The sequence below is a fragment of the Bradyrhizobium sp. WYCCWR 12699 genome, from assembly GCF_032144035.1.
In the GTDB taxonomy this organism is placed as follows: Bacteria; Pseudomonadota; Alphaproteobacteria; order Rhizobiales; family Xanthobacteraceae; genus Bradyrhizobium.
In genome coordinates this window covers 533396-548436 of record NZ_JAVTJN010000030.1, presented here as the reverse complement: position 1 = coordinate 548436, position 15041 = coordinate 533396, and the positions used below count along the sequence as shown (strand labels likewise).

Sequence of the window (15041 nt, the reverse complement as noted above, 5' to 3'; positions counted from 1 at the left end):
GCTGGCGGAGGACAGCCAATGCAATACAGCTCCGAGCTCGTTCAAACCATGCGTCAGGCCCTCGAGACCGTGATGGCGAGCGTACCCGCCGAGCAATCGGTCTTTGGCCTCAAAGCAGCCGTCGCCGAATGCATCCTGAAGGCCGCCGCACACGGTCATACGTCGTATGACGGACTGGTGACGTCCGCCAGCGACCAGATTCAGTCGATCATTTCGATGCTGACGTAAGCGCCGGCGCGAAAACGGCGGCAAGACTGGCGCACCCGACACGATTCGAACGTGTGACCTTTGCCTTCGGAGGGCAACGCTCTATCCAGCTGAGCTACGGGTGCAGTCGAGGTTCATTTAGCCGATTGGCGAGGGGGGAGCAACCGCTTCTCGGCGCAATGGGTCTCAGGCCGATTTGCGCCGGAAGGGGCCCGGAACCGCTGCGGCCTGCCGTCCCAGGCTGGCGAACTCGGCCAGCACCCGTTCGGCGCAGATGACGCGATTGCGGCCGAGCCGCTTGGCGACGTAGAGCGCCTCGTCGGCCGCGCCCAGCAGCCGGTCGGGGCTGCCGTCGACCGCGCCGGGTATGTGACTGGCGACGCCGACGCTGAGGGTGACGTGGTCGCCCGCGCCCGCAGCGCCATGGGCGATCCGCAAGGCCATGACGGCGCCGCGGATCTCCTCGGCGATGACGCAGGCGCTGTCGCAATCCATGTCCGGCAGGATCAGCGCGAACTCCTCGCCGCCGTAGCGGCTGGCGAGATCGAGCGGGCGCACGGCGTGGCGGCTGACGACGGAAGCGACCACGCGCAGGCATTCATCGCCGTTCTGGTGGCCGTGATGGTCGTTGAACAGCTTGAAATGATCGACGTCGACGAACAGCAGCGCCAGCGGCTTCTGCGTGCGTTGGGCGCGGGCCCATTCGCTCATCAGCATCTGGTCGAACGAGCGGCGGTTCGACAGCCCGGTCAGCCCGTCCTTGGTGGCGAGCTCCTTCAGCGCCATCTCGGCGCGCTTCTGGTCGGTGAGGTCGCGCAGCGTCTCCACCACGGCGATCAGGTGTCCGGCCTCGTCGTGGATCGGGCCGGCGTCGATGGCGAGATAGAGCTGGTTGCCGAGCTTCGGCATCGTGCACCAGTTCTCCGCGGAAAAGCCGAGCCCGTTATGGCCGCGCGCGGCGTATTCCGAATAGAACTCCGGAAGCCGCTCCGGCCGGTCGAGCGCGACGAGATCGGCAAGGCAGGGGCGACGGGTCTCGTAGAAGGCCTGCCAATGCTTGCTGGTGCCGATCACCTCCGAGGCCGCGACGCCCGTCAATCGTTCGCACGCCCTGTTCCAGATCACGACGCGGCGCCCCGGGTCGATCACGAAAGTCGGCACCACCAGATGCTGCATCAGCCGCACGGCATAGGAATCCGCGACGTCGACAGTCTTGTTCGAGACGGTCTTGTCCGCAGTCCTTCTTGGCGTCTTGCCTGGCGACTTCACGGGTCTTGCCATCAGGCCACCGCCGCCACCGGCAAGACTGCGGGCAGGCCGTCACTCGGGCCGAACAGCTTGCGCACTTCTGCGGCCGGCTTCGGCGCGCTGAACAGATAGCCCTGCATCTGCGTGCAGCCGAGGGCGCGCAGCAGCTCGCGCTGCGCCTCGGTCTCGACCCCTTCGGCGACCGTGGTCATGCTGCTGGCGGCGGCGATGTTCACCACCGCCTGCACGATCACGGGTGCACCGCTCGTCTCGGCGATGTCGGCGACGAAGCAGCGGTCGATCTTGATCTTGTCGAACGGGAAGCGCTTGAGATAGCTGAGCGAGGAATAGCCGGTGCCGAAATCGTCGAGCGCGATGCGCACGCCGATCGAGCGGAGCTGGTGCAGGATCGAGAGCGCAGCCTCGTCGTCGCGGATCAGCACGGCCTCGGTGATCTCGAGCTCGAGGCGCCGCGGGTCGAGGCCGGAGGCGGCGAGCGCGCCCGCGATCCGCAGCGCCAGCGTGTCGCATTTGAGCTGCACCGGCGACACGTTGACCGCGACGCGTATATTTGCGGGCCAGGTCGCGGCCTCGTTGCAGGCCATGCGCAGCACCCAGTCGCCGAGCTCGTTGATCAGGCCGGTGTCCTCGGCGACGGGAATGAACTCCGCCGGCGAGACCATGCCGCGCTCGGGATGCCGCCAGCGCAGCAGCGCCTCGCAGCCCGCGACCTCGTTGGTGCGCAGGTCGACCAGCGGCTGGTAGTGGATCTCGAAGCCGCCGTTCACCAGGGCCTGGCGCAAATCCTGCTCCATGCTCAGGCGCGCCTTGGCGCTCGCATCCATCGCCGGCTCGAAGAAACGGTGGGTGCGGCGGCCTTCACCCTTGGCGCCGTACATCGCGAGGTCGGCATTCTTGACGAGCTGGTCGAGATCGGTGCCGTCCTGCGGCGCAAGCGCGATGCCGATGCTCGCGTCCGTGGAGAGCTGATGGCCGAGACAATGATAGGGCTGGCGGATGGCCTCATAGATGCGCGTCACGAAGGACAGCACGTCGGCAGGGGACTGGATGGCGGTCTGGATCACGGCGAATTCGTCGCCGCCGAGCCGTGCGATCAGATCGCCCTGCTTGAGGCAGCCGCGCAGACGGCCGGCAATCGCCTTCAACAGCTCGTCGCCGACATGGTGGCCGAGCGAATCGTTGATGCCCTTGAATTCGTCGACGTCGATATAGAGCAGCGCGAACTGTCCGCCGCCGGCGACGTTCGCCAGCTCGCGTTCGATCTGCTCGCGGAACAGGGTGCGGTTCGGCAAATCGGTCAGCGCATCGTAATGCGCCATATGCGCGATCTTCTCGTGAGCGCGCCGCCGCTCGGTGACGTCCTCGACGACGTTGATGATGTAGCGCGGCTCGCCGGACTTGTCGCGGATGCCGATCCGGGTCGAGGTGATATAGCGCGCCCCGGCGGCCGGCGTATTCCAGACGTGCTCGTCCAGAAACAGCCCGTTCGGCGACTGCAGCACCCTGTCGTCGTCCCGGGTGATGATTTCGGCCGCGTCCGTCGGATAAATGTCGAACGCACTCCTGCCGACGATCGTCTCCTTGGTTTCGCCGAGCTGTTCCTCGGCCACCTGGTTGGCCAGGAGGTAACGCCGCGTCCGGGCGTCCTTCACGGTGATGCGGGACGGAATATGGTCGATGATCTCGCGCAGGAAGGTGTGGTTGCGATCGCGCTCCTGCTCCAGATGGCGGCGCTCGGTGATGTCCTCGATCGTGGCGACCCAGCCGCCCTGCGCGAGCGGGGTGTTGATGACCTGGAAGGCGCGGCCGTTGGCCAGCTGATGCACGCGTGTGGAGACCGTGCCTTCGGCGACGACCCTCATGACGTCGGCGCAGAATTCCTCGACGTCGCCGTCGAACGCGCCGCATTCCTTGCGATGATACATCGCCTGGCGGATGTGGCAGCCGGGCTTGATGACGTCGTGAGAGAGGCCGAACATGTCGGCGTAGCGGCGGTTGCAGGTGACGATGGTGCCGCCCGCGTCATACAGGATCAGCCCCTGGGTCATGTTGTTCAAGGCGGTGTCGAGCCGCAGCCGCTCCGCTTCCAGGCGTTCCTGCGCTTCGCGATTCTGCCGGTTGATCAGCCGGATGATCAGATAGAGGATGAGCGCGATGACGGCCGCCGAAAGTGCGGCGGTCGTGACCATGAAACTGGTTTGTTGCCGCCAGTCCGCCAGGGCCGCGGCCGTCGTGTTGGTGGCGAGGATGACCAGCGGGAAGTGCGTTAGCGATGCCGCCGAGCCGAGCCGCTCCTCGCCGTCGACGGGGCTCTTGCCACGGAGCGTCTGCTGGCCGCCTTGGGCCAGCACCTTCTGCATCAGCGGCGCGTCCTTGAAGCTCCGCCCGATCAGCTCCTCGCGATGCGGATAGCGTGCGAGCAACTTGCCTTCGCGATCGAACAGCGAGATGGCGGTGCCTTCGGCAAGCGCGACCGATGCGAAATAATGCTGGTAGCTGTCTGGATCGATCCGGCGGACCATCGCACCGAGGAAGGTGCCGTCCGGGCCGTTCAACCGGCGAGCGACGATCGTGGTCCATTTGTTGATGATGAAGCTGCGGACGGACTCCAGCAGCACCGGCTCGGACCGCGGATTCGTCTTGAACGTCTGAAAATAGGCCCGGGATGAAACGTTGATCTTGGGCAGGGGCTGGGCCCGCGACCAGTTGATCAGCTCGCCGTCGGCATCGTAGATCGCGATATCGCCGAGGTAGGACACGGAGCTGATCTTGCTGCGCAGCATCTGGTTCGCCGCGGGTCCGGACATGCGCTCGCGGAACATCGCCGGCGAGGTCATCTCCACCAGGTTCATCTGCCCGATCAGATCGGCGGCGACGACGTCGGAATCCTCGAATTGCTGATCAAAATGCCGCGCGATCAGCTGCACCGTGTTTTCCAGCTCGCGCTCGCGATTGGTCAGGGTGCGCTCGCGAAACTCGCCGACGGCCATGGCGGTCACGGCGAAGATGCCAGCGACCAGCAACACGCCGCACAGGGTCAACCACAGGACGGGACCACGCCGCGCCAAGACCTCCCAGCCGTTCCTTGCGGCTAGAGACATTGCGGCTGCCACCGTGGAAAAGACCTGGCGCATTCCCCCCTCCCTGGAGGAACACGAATACACCGCACAAATGGCCTAAACCTTAGGAAAGCCAGTTACCTAAGCATTAATCGAGTTGCGCAATCGCGTCCGTATGCAGCGGAGCGGGAATCGCGTGACGGTTGTGCCCTGTGCGCGGCAATCGCCGCGCTGCATCATTAACGGCGGCTTAATGCGCGCCGCCTCTCTTGTCGCCGGCGGGATTGCGCAGCCGTCCGACCACGCCGGTCGGAAAGAAGTAAACGCTGGCGATGAACAGCAGCCCCAGCCAGAGCAGCCAGCGGTCGGGATGCAGCAGCCCGGGCAGCAGCGGCAGGCCGGCTTCGGATGCTGCCGTGGAGGCGGCGCCCATCAGCGACTGCAGATAGTTCTGGGCGAGGATGAAGATGGTGGCACCGATGATCGCGCCGTAGATCGTGCCCATGCCGCCGATCACCACCATCAGCAGGATGTCCAGCATGATCGAGAAGCTCAGCGAGGTGTCGGGGCCGGCATAGCGCAGCCACAGCGCGTTCAGGATGCCGGCGCTGGCGGCGACCAGCGCGGCGAGGCAGTTGGCGTAGGTTAGGTGGAACACGGTGCGGAAGCCGAGCGCCTCGGCGCGGAAACGGTTCTCGCGGATGGCCTGCAACACGCGCCCGAACGGCGAGTTCACGACGCGGAGCAAAGCAAGGATCATCAGCGCCGAGACGGCGAACACCAGGTAGAAGGTCAGGATGCGGCCGTTGATCTCGAAGCCGAACAGGTTTTTCGAGATCAGTACCGTGCCGGGGCGCAGCAGCTCCGGCAGCTGGAAGCTGCGCCCGTCCTCGCCGCCGGTCAGCCAGGACAGTTGCGAGGCCAGCACCTGGAAGGCGGAGGCGACCGCGAGCGTGATCATGGCAAAGAAGATCGCGGCGACCCGCAGCGAGAACAGGCCGATCGCAAGCGCGAGCAGGGCTGCGAGGGGCAGGCCGACGACGATTCCGGTTGCGACCGCGGCCCAGTTCGGGCCCATCCCGTACAGCGCGATGGCGATCGCGTAGCTGCCGATGCCGTAGAACATGGTGTGGGCGAACGACACCGAGCCGGTATAGCCGAGCAGCAGGTCATAGGAGGCGACCAGCGCGGCGAAGACGCAGATCTTGGCCGCGACGTTCAGCGCCTTGGCGCCCGGAAACAGGAACGGCGTCGCCGCCAGCGCCAGGATGATGACCACGAGGACGAGCGTGAGGACGCGGCTGCGCGGCGGATCGCCGGAAAGAATCATCATCGGCTGGTCACCGCATAAAGGCCGCGCGGCCGCCACATCAAAATGGCGACCATCAGCAGGATGTTGGAGACGAGGGCGAGTTTCGGCACCAGGAAGCCGCCGTAATTGGCGACCATGGCCACGAGGATCGCGCCGATGAAGCAGCCGCCGATCGATCCCAGGCCGCCGATGATAACGACGATGAAGATCAGCACGGTGAGGTCGTCGCTCATGGAGGCGTGGACCTGTTCGCGATAGAGCGCCCACATCACGCCGCCGAGGCCGGCGAGCGCCGATCCGGTCATGAAGACGCCGAGGAACAGCCGGCGAATGCGATAGCCGAGCGCCTCGACCATTTCGCGGTTCTCGACGCCGGCCCGGATCAGAAGGCCGAGCTTGCTGCGATTGAGCACGAGCTGGATCGCGATGAAGACGGCGAGGCCGATCAGCATCGCCAGCACGCGGTATTTGGCGATCGCGACGTCGCCGAGGATGAAGGAGCCGCGCAGCGAGGCCGGCAGCGGCATCGGAATGATCTGCGGTCCCCACAGCGCGTACATCGTCTGCTCGGCGACGATCAGGCCGCCCGTCGTCATCAGGATCTGCTTCAGATGCTGGCCGTAGACGGGGAGGATCAGCACGCGCTCGACCACGAGGCCGAGGGCGCCCGACACCGCCATCGAGAGCAGCGCAGCCGGTGCCAGCACCGCGAGGTTCATCCACAGCGAATCGGCCTGCATCGAGGCCGCGAACGGCGCCAGCACCAGGGTCGCGACATAGGCGCCGACGGCGATGAAGGCGCCGTGGCCGAAATTGAGCACGTCCATCAGGCCGAACACCAGCGTCAGCCCGGAGGCCATGATGAAGATCATCATGCCCATCGCAAGGCTTGCCGCGGTCAGCGTCAGCCAGGAGGAGGTCGAGCCGATCAGCGGGATCATGAGAAGCGCGAGCGCGACGGGCAGCAGGATCGGCGCGATGTCGCGCTTCGGCTTCGGCAGGGGATCGGTTGCGGCGAGTTCAGTCACTGATGTGTCTCCAGGCTCAGGCCGAGCAGCCGCTCCTGCAGCGGCACGTCGGCCGCGAGCGCCGCCATCTCGCCGCGGTGGACGATGGTGCCGTTGTCCATGACCAGCACATTGTCGCCGAGCTCGCGGGCGGCGAAGAAATTCTGCTCGACCAGCAGGATCGTGGCGCCCTTGCGTTTGATTTCCTTCAGGCACTCGATCAGCGCCATCACGATAGCAGGCGCCAGGCCCTTGGTCGGCTCGTCGATCAAGAGCAGCTTGCGCGGCTCGATGATGGCGCGGGCGATGGACAACATCTGCTTTTGTCCGCCCGAGAGACTTCCCGCGCGCGACAGCCAGAACCGGCGCAGCGCCGGGAAGAAGCCGAAGATCCAGTCGAGCTGGGCATCGTCCAGCGGGCCGTCGCGCGCCGCCAGCACGAGGTTCTCCTTCACGGTGAGATCCGAGAACACCGCCATGCTCTCCGGCACGTAGCCGACGCCGAGCCGTGCGATGTCGGGCGTGGCGTGGCTTTCGATGCGCATCCCGCCGAGGCTGATCTCGCCGCTTGAAGCCTGCCACAGCCCCATGATGGTGCGCAGCGTCGTGGTCTTGCCGGCGCCGTTACGGCCGAGCAGCATCGTGACCTGTCCTTGCGGAACAGTGAGATCGATGCCCTGGAGGATGTGGTAGCGGCCGATATGGGTGTGCACGCCGGAAAGCTCGAGCAAATCGGTCATGCGACGCTCGCTGCGGTTTTGGGCGCGACGCCGAGATAGGCCTCCTGCACGATCGGCGAGGCGATCACCTCGGCAGGCGGGCCGTCGGCGACGAGCTGGCCGTTATGCAACACGATGATGCGGTCGGCGAGCGAGCGCACCACGTCCATCTTGTGTTCGACCAGGAGAATGATCTTGCTCTTGTCCTGCTTAAGCTGCGCGATCAGGTTGAGCACGACGGGCACCTCGTCGATGCTCATGCCGGCGGTCGGCTCGTCGAACATGAAAACCTTCGGCTCCAGCGCGATCATCAGCGCGACCTCGAGCTTGCGCTGGTCGCCATGCGACAGCGCGGTTGCAGCGACACCGCGGCGGCCGCCGAGCGCGACCTGGTCGAGGATGGCGTCGGCGCGCGCGATCAGGTCGCGGCGCACCATCCAGGGCCGCAGCATGTCGTAATGGGTGCCGTTCGCCGCCTGCACCGCGAGGCGCACGTTCTCTTCCACGCTGAGGTTCGGAAAGAGATTGGTGAGCTGGAAGGCACGCCCGAGGCCGGCGCGGGTGCGCAGCGGCGCGGACTGCTGGGTGATGTCGGTGCCGTCGAACAGGATGCTGCCGTGCGACGCGCGCAGCTGGCCCGAGATCAGGTTGAAATAAGTGGTCTTGCCGGCGCCGTTCGGCCCGACGATCGCGGTGAGCTCGCCCGGACGGAACGTGCAGGAGACGTTGTTGACCGCAACGTGACCGCCAAAGCGGATGGTGAGGTCGCGGGTTTCGAGGGTGAGGGGCATGTGATGTCGGCGAATGATGAGGACGAAGACTTTAATCGCGGGCGCGCTGCGCTCCTTCCCCCGCTTGCGGGGGAGGGCAGGGGAGAGGGTGCTTCCGCAACGGGATAATCCCCAAGAGGAAAAACCCTCTCCCGGCCTCTCCCGCAAGCGGGAGAGGTGAAGCAAGACAACTCAGCGCTTGTTCTTGACCGGAACGTCCATGTCCTCGATCTTCAGTTCGCGCACCGGCTCGAGCACGGCCCAGGCGATGTTCGGATCGACCTTGACCTTGAACGCGTACATGCTCTGCAGCGCCTGATGATCTTCTTTCCGGAACACCATCTTGCCCTTCGGCGTGTCGAACTCCAGGCCTTCCATCGCCGTGATCAGCTTCTCGCTGTCGGTCGACTTCGCCTTGGTGACGGCGGCGACGACGGACATCGCGGCAGCGAAGCCGCCCGCGGTGAAGAAGTCCGGCGGCGCGTTGAAGCGCTTCTGGTGCTCGGCGACCAGCCAGTCGTTCACTGGGTTCTTCGGGATCTCGTAGAAATAGTAGGTCGCGCCTTCCATGCCGGGCAGGCCCTTATAGGCCGCGAGCGCCGGCAGGATGTTGCCGCCGGTGGAGAGCTCGATGCCGTAGCGCTTCGGGTCCATGTCCTGGAGCTTGGCCAGCGGATTGCCGGCGCCGGCCCAGATCACCCAGATCACCTTGCGGCCCGGCTTGTCCTTCAGCGCGTCGAACAGGCGCTGGCCGACCGCGGTGAAGTCGGTGGTGTTGGTCGGAGCATATTCTTCCGCAGCGAGCGTCGCGCCGGTCTTGGCGAGCGCCTCCTTGAAGGCGGCGACGCCGTCGCGGCCGAAGGCATAGTCCTGCGCCAGCGTCGCGACGGTGACGCCCTGCTTGCCGATCGCGACCGCGTTGGAGATCGCGTCCTGCGATGAGTTGCGCGCGGTGCGGAAGATGTAGCGATTCCATTTCTCGCCGGTAATCTGATCCGCGACGGCGGGCTCGACGATCAGGATCTTCTTGTTCTCCTCGGCGACCGGGAGAATGGCGAGTGCCGCGGCCGACGATGTGGTGCCGATCGCGATGTCGGCCTTGTCGTCCTGATAGGCTTCGGCGAGCGCGGCCTTGGCGAGGTCCGGCTTGCCCTGGTCGTCCTTGGTGATGATGACGATCTTGCGACCATCGAGCGTCATCGTGCCCTTGGTGGCGTATTCAAAGCCCATCTTCAGGCCGGTCTCGGTCTGCTTGGCGTAGGCCTCGAGCGGACCGGTCTTGCCGTAGATCAGCGCGACCTTGAGATCGTCGGCTCGCGCGGAGGTCCCCGCGGCGAGTGCGAGAATGGTTGTTGTTATGATGAGTGATCGACGCACGATGGTCCCTCCTGATTCAAAGTTTCTCGGCAGCAGCGATTTGCACAACACTACGAACATTGCAATTGATCCTTCCGGCCGAGCGTGTCGGCCGCTCGAACATGCTTCATTTTTGAACCGGCCGCGCATTGCCGGCTCCCTCGGCCTGACGCCGATCCGACTGCGCTTCGTCAGCGCTTTCGAAAATATGCGGCGCGACGCCGCGCTTCTCCAGGGCTTCGCCGAGCTTGATGCGCAGGAAGCCCGACGTGGTGTAGCGCGACACGCCGGAATAGAAGCGGTCGACGAGGCTGCGCACCATGGCCGAATAATCGTCCATCAACTCCGGCAGGATGGAAAAATTGTCATAATTGACGATGGCGTAGACCCGCCGCCCGAGCGGCGCGAGCTTGGCCTCGACGATGGAAGCGATGGTGTCGATCTCGGCTCTGCTGCGCAGCGGGTAGCGTTCCAGATTGACGAAGAACAGGTTCTGCTGCTCGTCCAGCGTGAAGCGCTGGTCGAGCGGAATGGTGAGCAGGCGCTCGCGCAGATCCATCAGGCCATCGCGGAAGATGCGTGCGTCCATCAGCCTCGGATCGCGCGGGATCAACGGCTTGAAATCCATCAGGCGCAGAATGTCGCGCTCGATGTCGATGCCGGGCGCGATTTCCGTCAGCTCCAGCCCGTCGGGCCTGAGCTCGAACACGCAGCGCTCGGTGACATACAGCGTGCGTTGCTTGCGCGCGGCCGCGAACGGGCCGCTGAAGGTGACATGCTCGACGTGATCCACGAATTTGCGCGACTTGGCTTCGTCGAGAATGACGAGCTTGCCGTCGTTCACCGAGATATGTTGTTTACCCGCGCCGAAGGTGCCGACGAAGATGACCTCCTTGGCGTTCTGGCTGATGTTGATGAAGCCGCCGGCGCCCGCGAGCTTCGGCCCGAATTTGCTGACATTGAGGTTGCCGGCGCGATCGACCTGGGCGAGCCCGAGGAAGGCGGCATCGAGCCCGCCGCCGTCATAGAAGTCGAACTGATAGGGCTGGTCGATCACCGCCTGCGTGTTGATCGCCGCGCCGAAATCGATGCCGCTCGCGGGGATGCCGCCGATCACGCCGGGCTCCGCCGTCAGCGTGATGAGATCGATGATCCGCTCCTCATTGGCAATTGAGGCGATCCCCTCGGGCATGCCGATGCCGAGATTGACGACGCTGTTCGCCTTGAGTTCGAGGGCGGCACGTCGCGCGATGATCTTGCGTTCGCTGACCGGCATCACCGGCAGCGAGGCGGCGCGGACCCGGATCTCGCTCGAAAAAGCCGGATTGTATTGGGTGCCGAAGGTCTGCCAGTGATTCTCGGGCTTCGCCACCACGACGCAGTCGACGAGGATGCCGGGGATCTTGACCTGGCGCGGATTGAGGCTGCCGGCCTCGGCCACGCGTTCGACCTGGGCAATGACGATGCCGCCGGAATTATGCGCCGCCATGGCGATGGCGAGCGCTTCTAGCGTCAGCGCCTCCTTCTCCATCGTGAGGTTGCCGTCGGGGTCGCCGGTGGTGGCGCGGATGATGCCGACATTGATCGGAAAGGTTTTGTAGAGCAGGCACTCTTCGCCGCCGATCGTGATCAGCTCGACCAGATCCTCGGTGGTGCGTGCATTGAGCTTGCCGCCGCCCTGCCGGGGGTCGACGAACGTGCCCATGCCGACGCGGGTGACATGGCCGGGCCGGTGCGCGGCGATGTCGCGGAACAGATGCGTGATGACGCCCTGCGGCAAATTATAGGCCTCGATCTGGCCGGCGATCGCGAGCTGCTGCAATTTGGGCGCAAGCCCCCAATGTCCGCCGATCACGCGCCGGACCAGGCCTTCATGCGCGAAATGATTGAGGCCGCGATCCTTGCCGTCGCCCTGGCCGGCCGCATAGACCAGCGTCAGATTGCGCGGCTTGCCCTGCGTATAGGGCGCGTCGCCCTCGTGCGAGAGATAGAGCTCCTCCAGCGCGATCGCGATTTCCTCGGCAAAGCCGATGCCGACGAAGCCGCCGGTCGCCACCGTGTCGCCGTCGCGGATCAGCATGACGGCCTCGGCCGCGGTGACGACCTTGCCTTTCTCGGAATTGCGTAAGTAGGGCAGAGCTGGATGATGGCTCACGGTGGTCCTCCCGATCCTTTCGACCGTATGCCGTTGTTGCTTGATCCTATCGCGGAGAGCAGCGCTGGAACAGCGCGCTCCTCGCGATAGGACGACACGATCAGGCCGTTCAGCCCTGAACTATCTTGCGTGTTTCGGTGGCGAAATAGACCGACACCACGGTGATGAGCGCGAGCGCGATCATGTAGAGCGAGATCGGCCAGGTTGCCGGCGCATAGGCCGTCATCAATCCCGTCGCGATCAGCGGCGACAGCGCGCCGGCGAAGATCGAGGCGAGGTTGTAGCCGAGCGAGACGCCGCTATAGCGCACCTTGGTGCCGAACAACTCCGACAGGAAGCTCGCCTGCGGCCCGTACATCGCGGCGTGCCCGATGGCGAGACCCAGCACGATCGCGATCCAGGCATATTGCGGGTTCCTGGTCGAAAGCAGCATGAAAAGCGGGAACGACATCAGCGCCGAGAACACCGCGCCGAAGATGTAGATCGGCCGCCGCCCGACGCGATCGGACAGCGCGCCGAATGCCGGGATGGTGAACGTCTCGACGGCCGCGCCGATCAAGACGCCGTTGAGCATGTCCTGCTTGTTCATGCCGAGCGATTGCGTGGCATAAGCGAGCACGAAGGTGGCATAGATGTAGAAGAAGCCGTTCTCGGCGAAGCGCGCGCCCATCGCCAGCAGGATGTTCTTGGGATACATCCTGATGGCCTCGAGGATCGGCATCTTCACTTCCTGCTTGGTGTCCTTGACCTTCTGGAACTCCGGTGATTCCGCGATGGTGAAGCGGATCCACAGCCCGACCAGCACCAGCGCGATCGAGAACAGGAACGGGATGCGCCAGCCCCAGGCATAGAGCTGCGCGTCGGTCAGCGTGGCGGAGACCACGGAGAAGACCAGCGTGCCCAGGACGAGGCCGAGCGGTGCCCCGAGCTGCGGCCAGCTGCCGTAAAAACCCTTCTTGTCCGCAGGCGCATGCTCGACCGCCATCAGCACCGCGCCGCCCCATTCGCCGCCGAGGCCAAAGCCCTGGATCAGCCGGCAGGCGACGAGCAGGATCGCGGCCCAGATGCCGGCGGTCTCGTAGGTCGGCAGGAAGCCGATGGCCGCGGTCGCCACGCCCATGATCAGCAGCGTCAGGTACAGCATGGTCTTGCGGCCGATCTTGTCGCCGTAATGGCCGAAAACGATGCCGCCGAGCGGGCGCGCGATGAAGCCGAGCGCGTAGGTCGCGAACGCCAGCAGCGTTCCCATCATGGGGTCGAAGGTCGGAAAGAACAGCTTGTTGAAGATCAGCGCGGCGGCGGTGCCGTAGAGGAAGAAATCGTACCACTCGATGGCGGTGCCGATCAGGCTCGCGGTGGCGACCGTGACGTGCGAGGGCTGTCTCGCCTGAAGCTGATGAACCGAGATCGCTTCACTCATCTTGCGTGCTCCCTGTTTGCGAATGCGCATGTGCAGCATGCGTCATTGTGCAAAGCGAAGAGCAAGGTCCGCGCCAGATGCGGATGGTTTGCGCAATTTGGCTGAAAACACGGCAATTTCCGCATTTGCGGACAGCGAGAGGGGCGCGGCGCCGTGTCAGGAATCCGAGACTCCGGACAGTCCCGTGTCTCGAAACTCAGACGGAGGCCGGCCCTGTGGCGAGGCCGAATTTGGCGAGCTTCTTGTAGAAGGTTGCGCGCGAGATCCGCAGCATTTTGGCGGCCTCGGTGATCTGCCCGTTGCTGGCGGCGAGCGCCTGTTCGAGCGTGTGCTTCTCGAATTCGGCCTCGGCCTCGGCATAGGGCACGACGAGGCCGGCCGGGCGCTCGGATGTTGCGGACCTGACCTCGGTGCCGACGGGAAGAATCCGCGCGAAATCGTCACCGGTCAGCCGGCCGGAATCGCTGAGGATCAGCGCCCGCTCCAGGATGTTGCGGAGCTCGCGAACGTTGCCCGGCCAGTCATAGCGCGCGAGCGCGGCGAGCGCGCTCGGCGTGATCTTGGCCTTGACGTAGTCGCCGGATGCGCTGATCTCCTCCAGCAGCCGGGCGCTGATCTCCGGGAGATCGTCCAGGCACTGGCGCAGCGGCGGCAGGTCGATCGAGAGCACGTTCAGCCGATAATACAGATCGGCGCGGAACGCGCCGTCGCTGACCCGCTTGCGCAAATCCACATTGGTCGCCGCGACCACGCGCACGTCGACCTTGGAGATCTTGTCCGAGCCGAGCGGCTCGATCTCGCGCTCCTGCAGCACGCGAAGCAGCTTGGCCTGCAATTGCAGCGGCATCTCGCCGATCTCGTCGAGAAACAGCGTGCCGCCGTCGGCGATCCGGAATTTTCCCTCGCGCCCTTTGCGGTCGGCGCCGGTATAGGCGCCGGGCGCGGTGCCGAAAAATTCCGACTCGATCAGCGTCTCCGGGACCGCGGCGACATTGACGCTGACGAACGGCTTCTCGGCGCGCGAGGAGGCATTGTGAATCGCCTGCGCCAGCATCTCCTTGCCCGTTCCGGTCTCGCCGGTGAGCAGCACGGTGACGCTCTGCCGCGCGGCGCGGCTGGCGAGCTGCTTGGCCTGCGCGATGCCGGGCGTGGTGCCGACGAAGTCGGCGAAGGTGAAGCGTGCAGCGCGGGCGTTGGACAATTGCCGCCGCGCCAGCCGCAGATCGCTCTCGAGCTGGGCGACGCGGGCGAGCAGCGGCTTCAGGCTCTCGAGGTGGTCGTAGAGCACGAAACCGATCGCGCCGATCACCGTCCCGTTCTCGTCCTCGATCGGCATGCGGGTGACGACGAGCTGCTCGCCGCCGAGCTCCATGATGTCGAGCAGGATCGGCTCGCCGGTCTCGGCCACCTTCCGCATCAGGCTGTTCGGGATGACCTCCTCGATCGGCCGGCCGATCGCCTCGAAGGTATGCTTGAGGCCGAGCGCCGCGAGATATTTTTCATTGACGTAGACGACCCGCCCGCCGCGGTCGATCGCAATGGCGCCCTCGCACAGTTTTTCCAGCCGTTCGAACAGCGTCTCCATCGCGCGCGCACGGAGATAGGCTGGATCACTGATCGAGGCGGAAGCGGACATGACATATCCCACGGGAAGTCCGCTCGTGTATTAGCAAAAGGCCAGCGATTTCAAAGCGGGAAATGGGCATTGAGGCGCCGCTCCATTCCCCACTTGTAAAGCCGGGCGACGACACCGAGATTGCAGCGCCG

The 15041-nt window shown here is 65.1% G+C and carries 11 protein-coding genes and 1 tRNA gene; 1 reads left to right on the top strand and 11 read right to left on the bottom strand.

The window, feature by feature from the left end; translation table 11 throughout:
- Positions 1 to 18 precede the first annotated feature (18 nt).
- A complete protein-coding gene (locus tag RPS27_RS13320; protein ID WP_194405076.1) occupies positions 19 to 228 on the top strand; it encodes a hypothetical protein in 210 nt (69 codons plus the stop codon).
- Between the two features lie 27 nt (positions 229 to 255).
- Here RPS27_RS13320 and RPS27_RS13315 read toward each other — a convergent pair.
- From RPS27_RS13315 to RPS27_RS13265, 11 genes are all read right to left on the bottom strand, one after another.
- Positions 256 to 332, bottom strand: a tRNA-Arg gene (locus tag RPS27_RS13315).
- Between the two features lie 61 nt (positions 333 to 393).
- Positions 394 to 1488: a diguanylate cyclase gene (locus tag RPS27_RS13310; RefSeq protein WP_409517548.1), complete on the bottom strand. Its 1095-nt coding sequence runs from the start codon at positions 1486 to 1488 to the stop codon at positions 394 to 396.
- The gene (locus RPS27_RS13305) at positions 1488 to 4610 is read right to left on the bottom strand and encodes an EAL domain-containing protein (protein WP_212064936.1); all 3123 of its coding nucleotides are present in this window, start codon (positions 4608 to 4610) and stop codon (positions 1488 to 1490) included. Before RPS27_RS13305 ends, RPS27_RS13310 begins: the two co-directional genes overlap by 1 nt.
- 175 nt (positions 4611 to 4785) lie before the next feature.
- Positions 4786 to 5868, bottom strand: a complete 1083-nt coding sequence (locus RPS27_RS13300) for a branched-chain amino acid ABC transporter permease (protein WP_212064937.1) — start codon at positions 5866 to 5868, stop codon at positions 4786 to 4788.
- Positions 5865 to 6875 (bottom strand): branched-chain amino acid ABC transporter permease, encoded by a 1011-nt coding sequence (locus RPS27_RS13295; protein WP_212064938.1) that lies wholly within the window; start codon positions 6873 to 6875, stop codon positions 5865 to 5867. The genes RPS27_RS13300 and RPS27_RS13295 overlap by 4 nt, the downstream gene beginning before the upstream one ends.
- Positions 6872 to 7594 (bottom strand): ABC transporter ATP-binding protein, encoded by a 723-nt coding sequence (locus RPS27_RS13290; RefSeq protein WP_211415372.1) that lies wholly within the window; start codon positions 7592 to 7594, stop codon positions 6872 to 6874. Before RPS27_RS13290 ends, RPS27_RS13295 begins: the two co-directional genes overlap by 4 nt.
- Positions 7591 to 8364, bottom strand: a complete 774-nt coding sequence (locus tag RPS27_RS13285; RefSeq protein ID WP_212064939.1) for an ABC transporter ATP-binding protein — start codon at positions 8362 to 8364, stop codon at positions 7591 to 7593. The genes RPS27_RS13290 and RPS27_RS13285 overlap by 4 nt, the downstream gene beginning before the upstream one ends.
- A 171-nt stretch (positions 8365 to 8535) precedes the next feature.
- Entirely contained in the window at positions 8536 to 9720 is a 1185-nt protein-coding gene (locus RPS27_RS13280) for a substrate-binding domain-containing protein (RefSeq protein WP_212064940.1), read from the bottom strand.
- 106 nt (positions 9721 to 9826) lie between these two features.
- On the bottom strand, positions 9827 to 11854 hold the full coding sequence (locus RPS27_RS13275; protein ID WP_212064941.1) for an acyl CoA:acetate/3-ketoacid CoA transferase: 2028 nt from the start codon (positions 11852 to 11854) through the stop codon (positions 9827 to 9829).
- A 109-nt stretch (positions 11855 to 11963) separates the two neighbouring features.
- Complete coding sequence (locus tag RPS27_RS13270) at positions 11964 to 13274, bottom strand: MFS transporter (protein WP_246776382.1); 1311 nt, start codon at positions 13272 to 13274, stop codon at positions 11964 to 11966.
- 196 nt (positions 13275 to 13470) lie between these two features.
- Positions 13471 to 14910, bottom strand: coding sequence for a sigma-54-dependent Fis family transcriptional regulator (locus RPS27_RS13265; RefSeq protein ID WP_212064942.1), 1440 nt, complete (start codon positions 14908 to 14910; stop codon positions 13471 to 13473).
- Between the last annotated feature and the right edge of the window lie 131 nt (positions 14911 to 15041).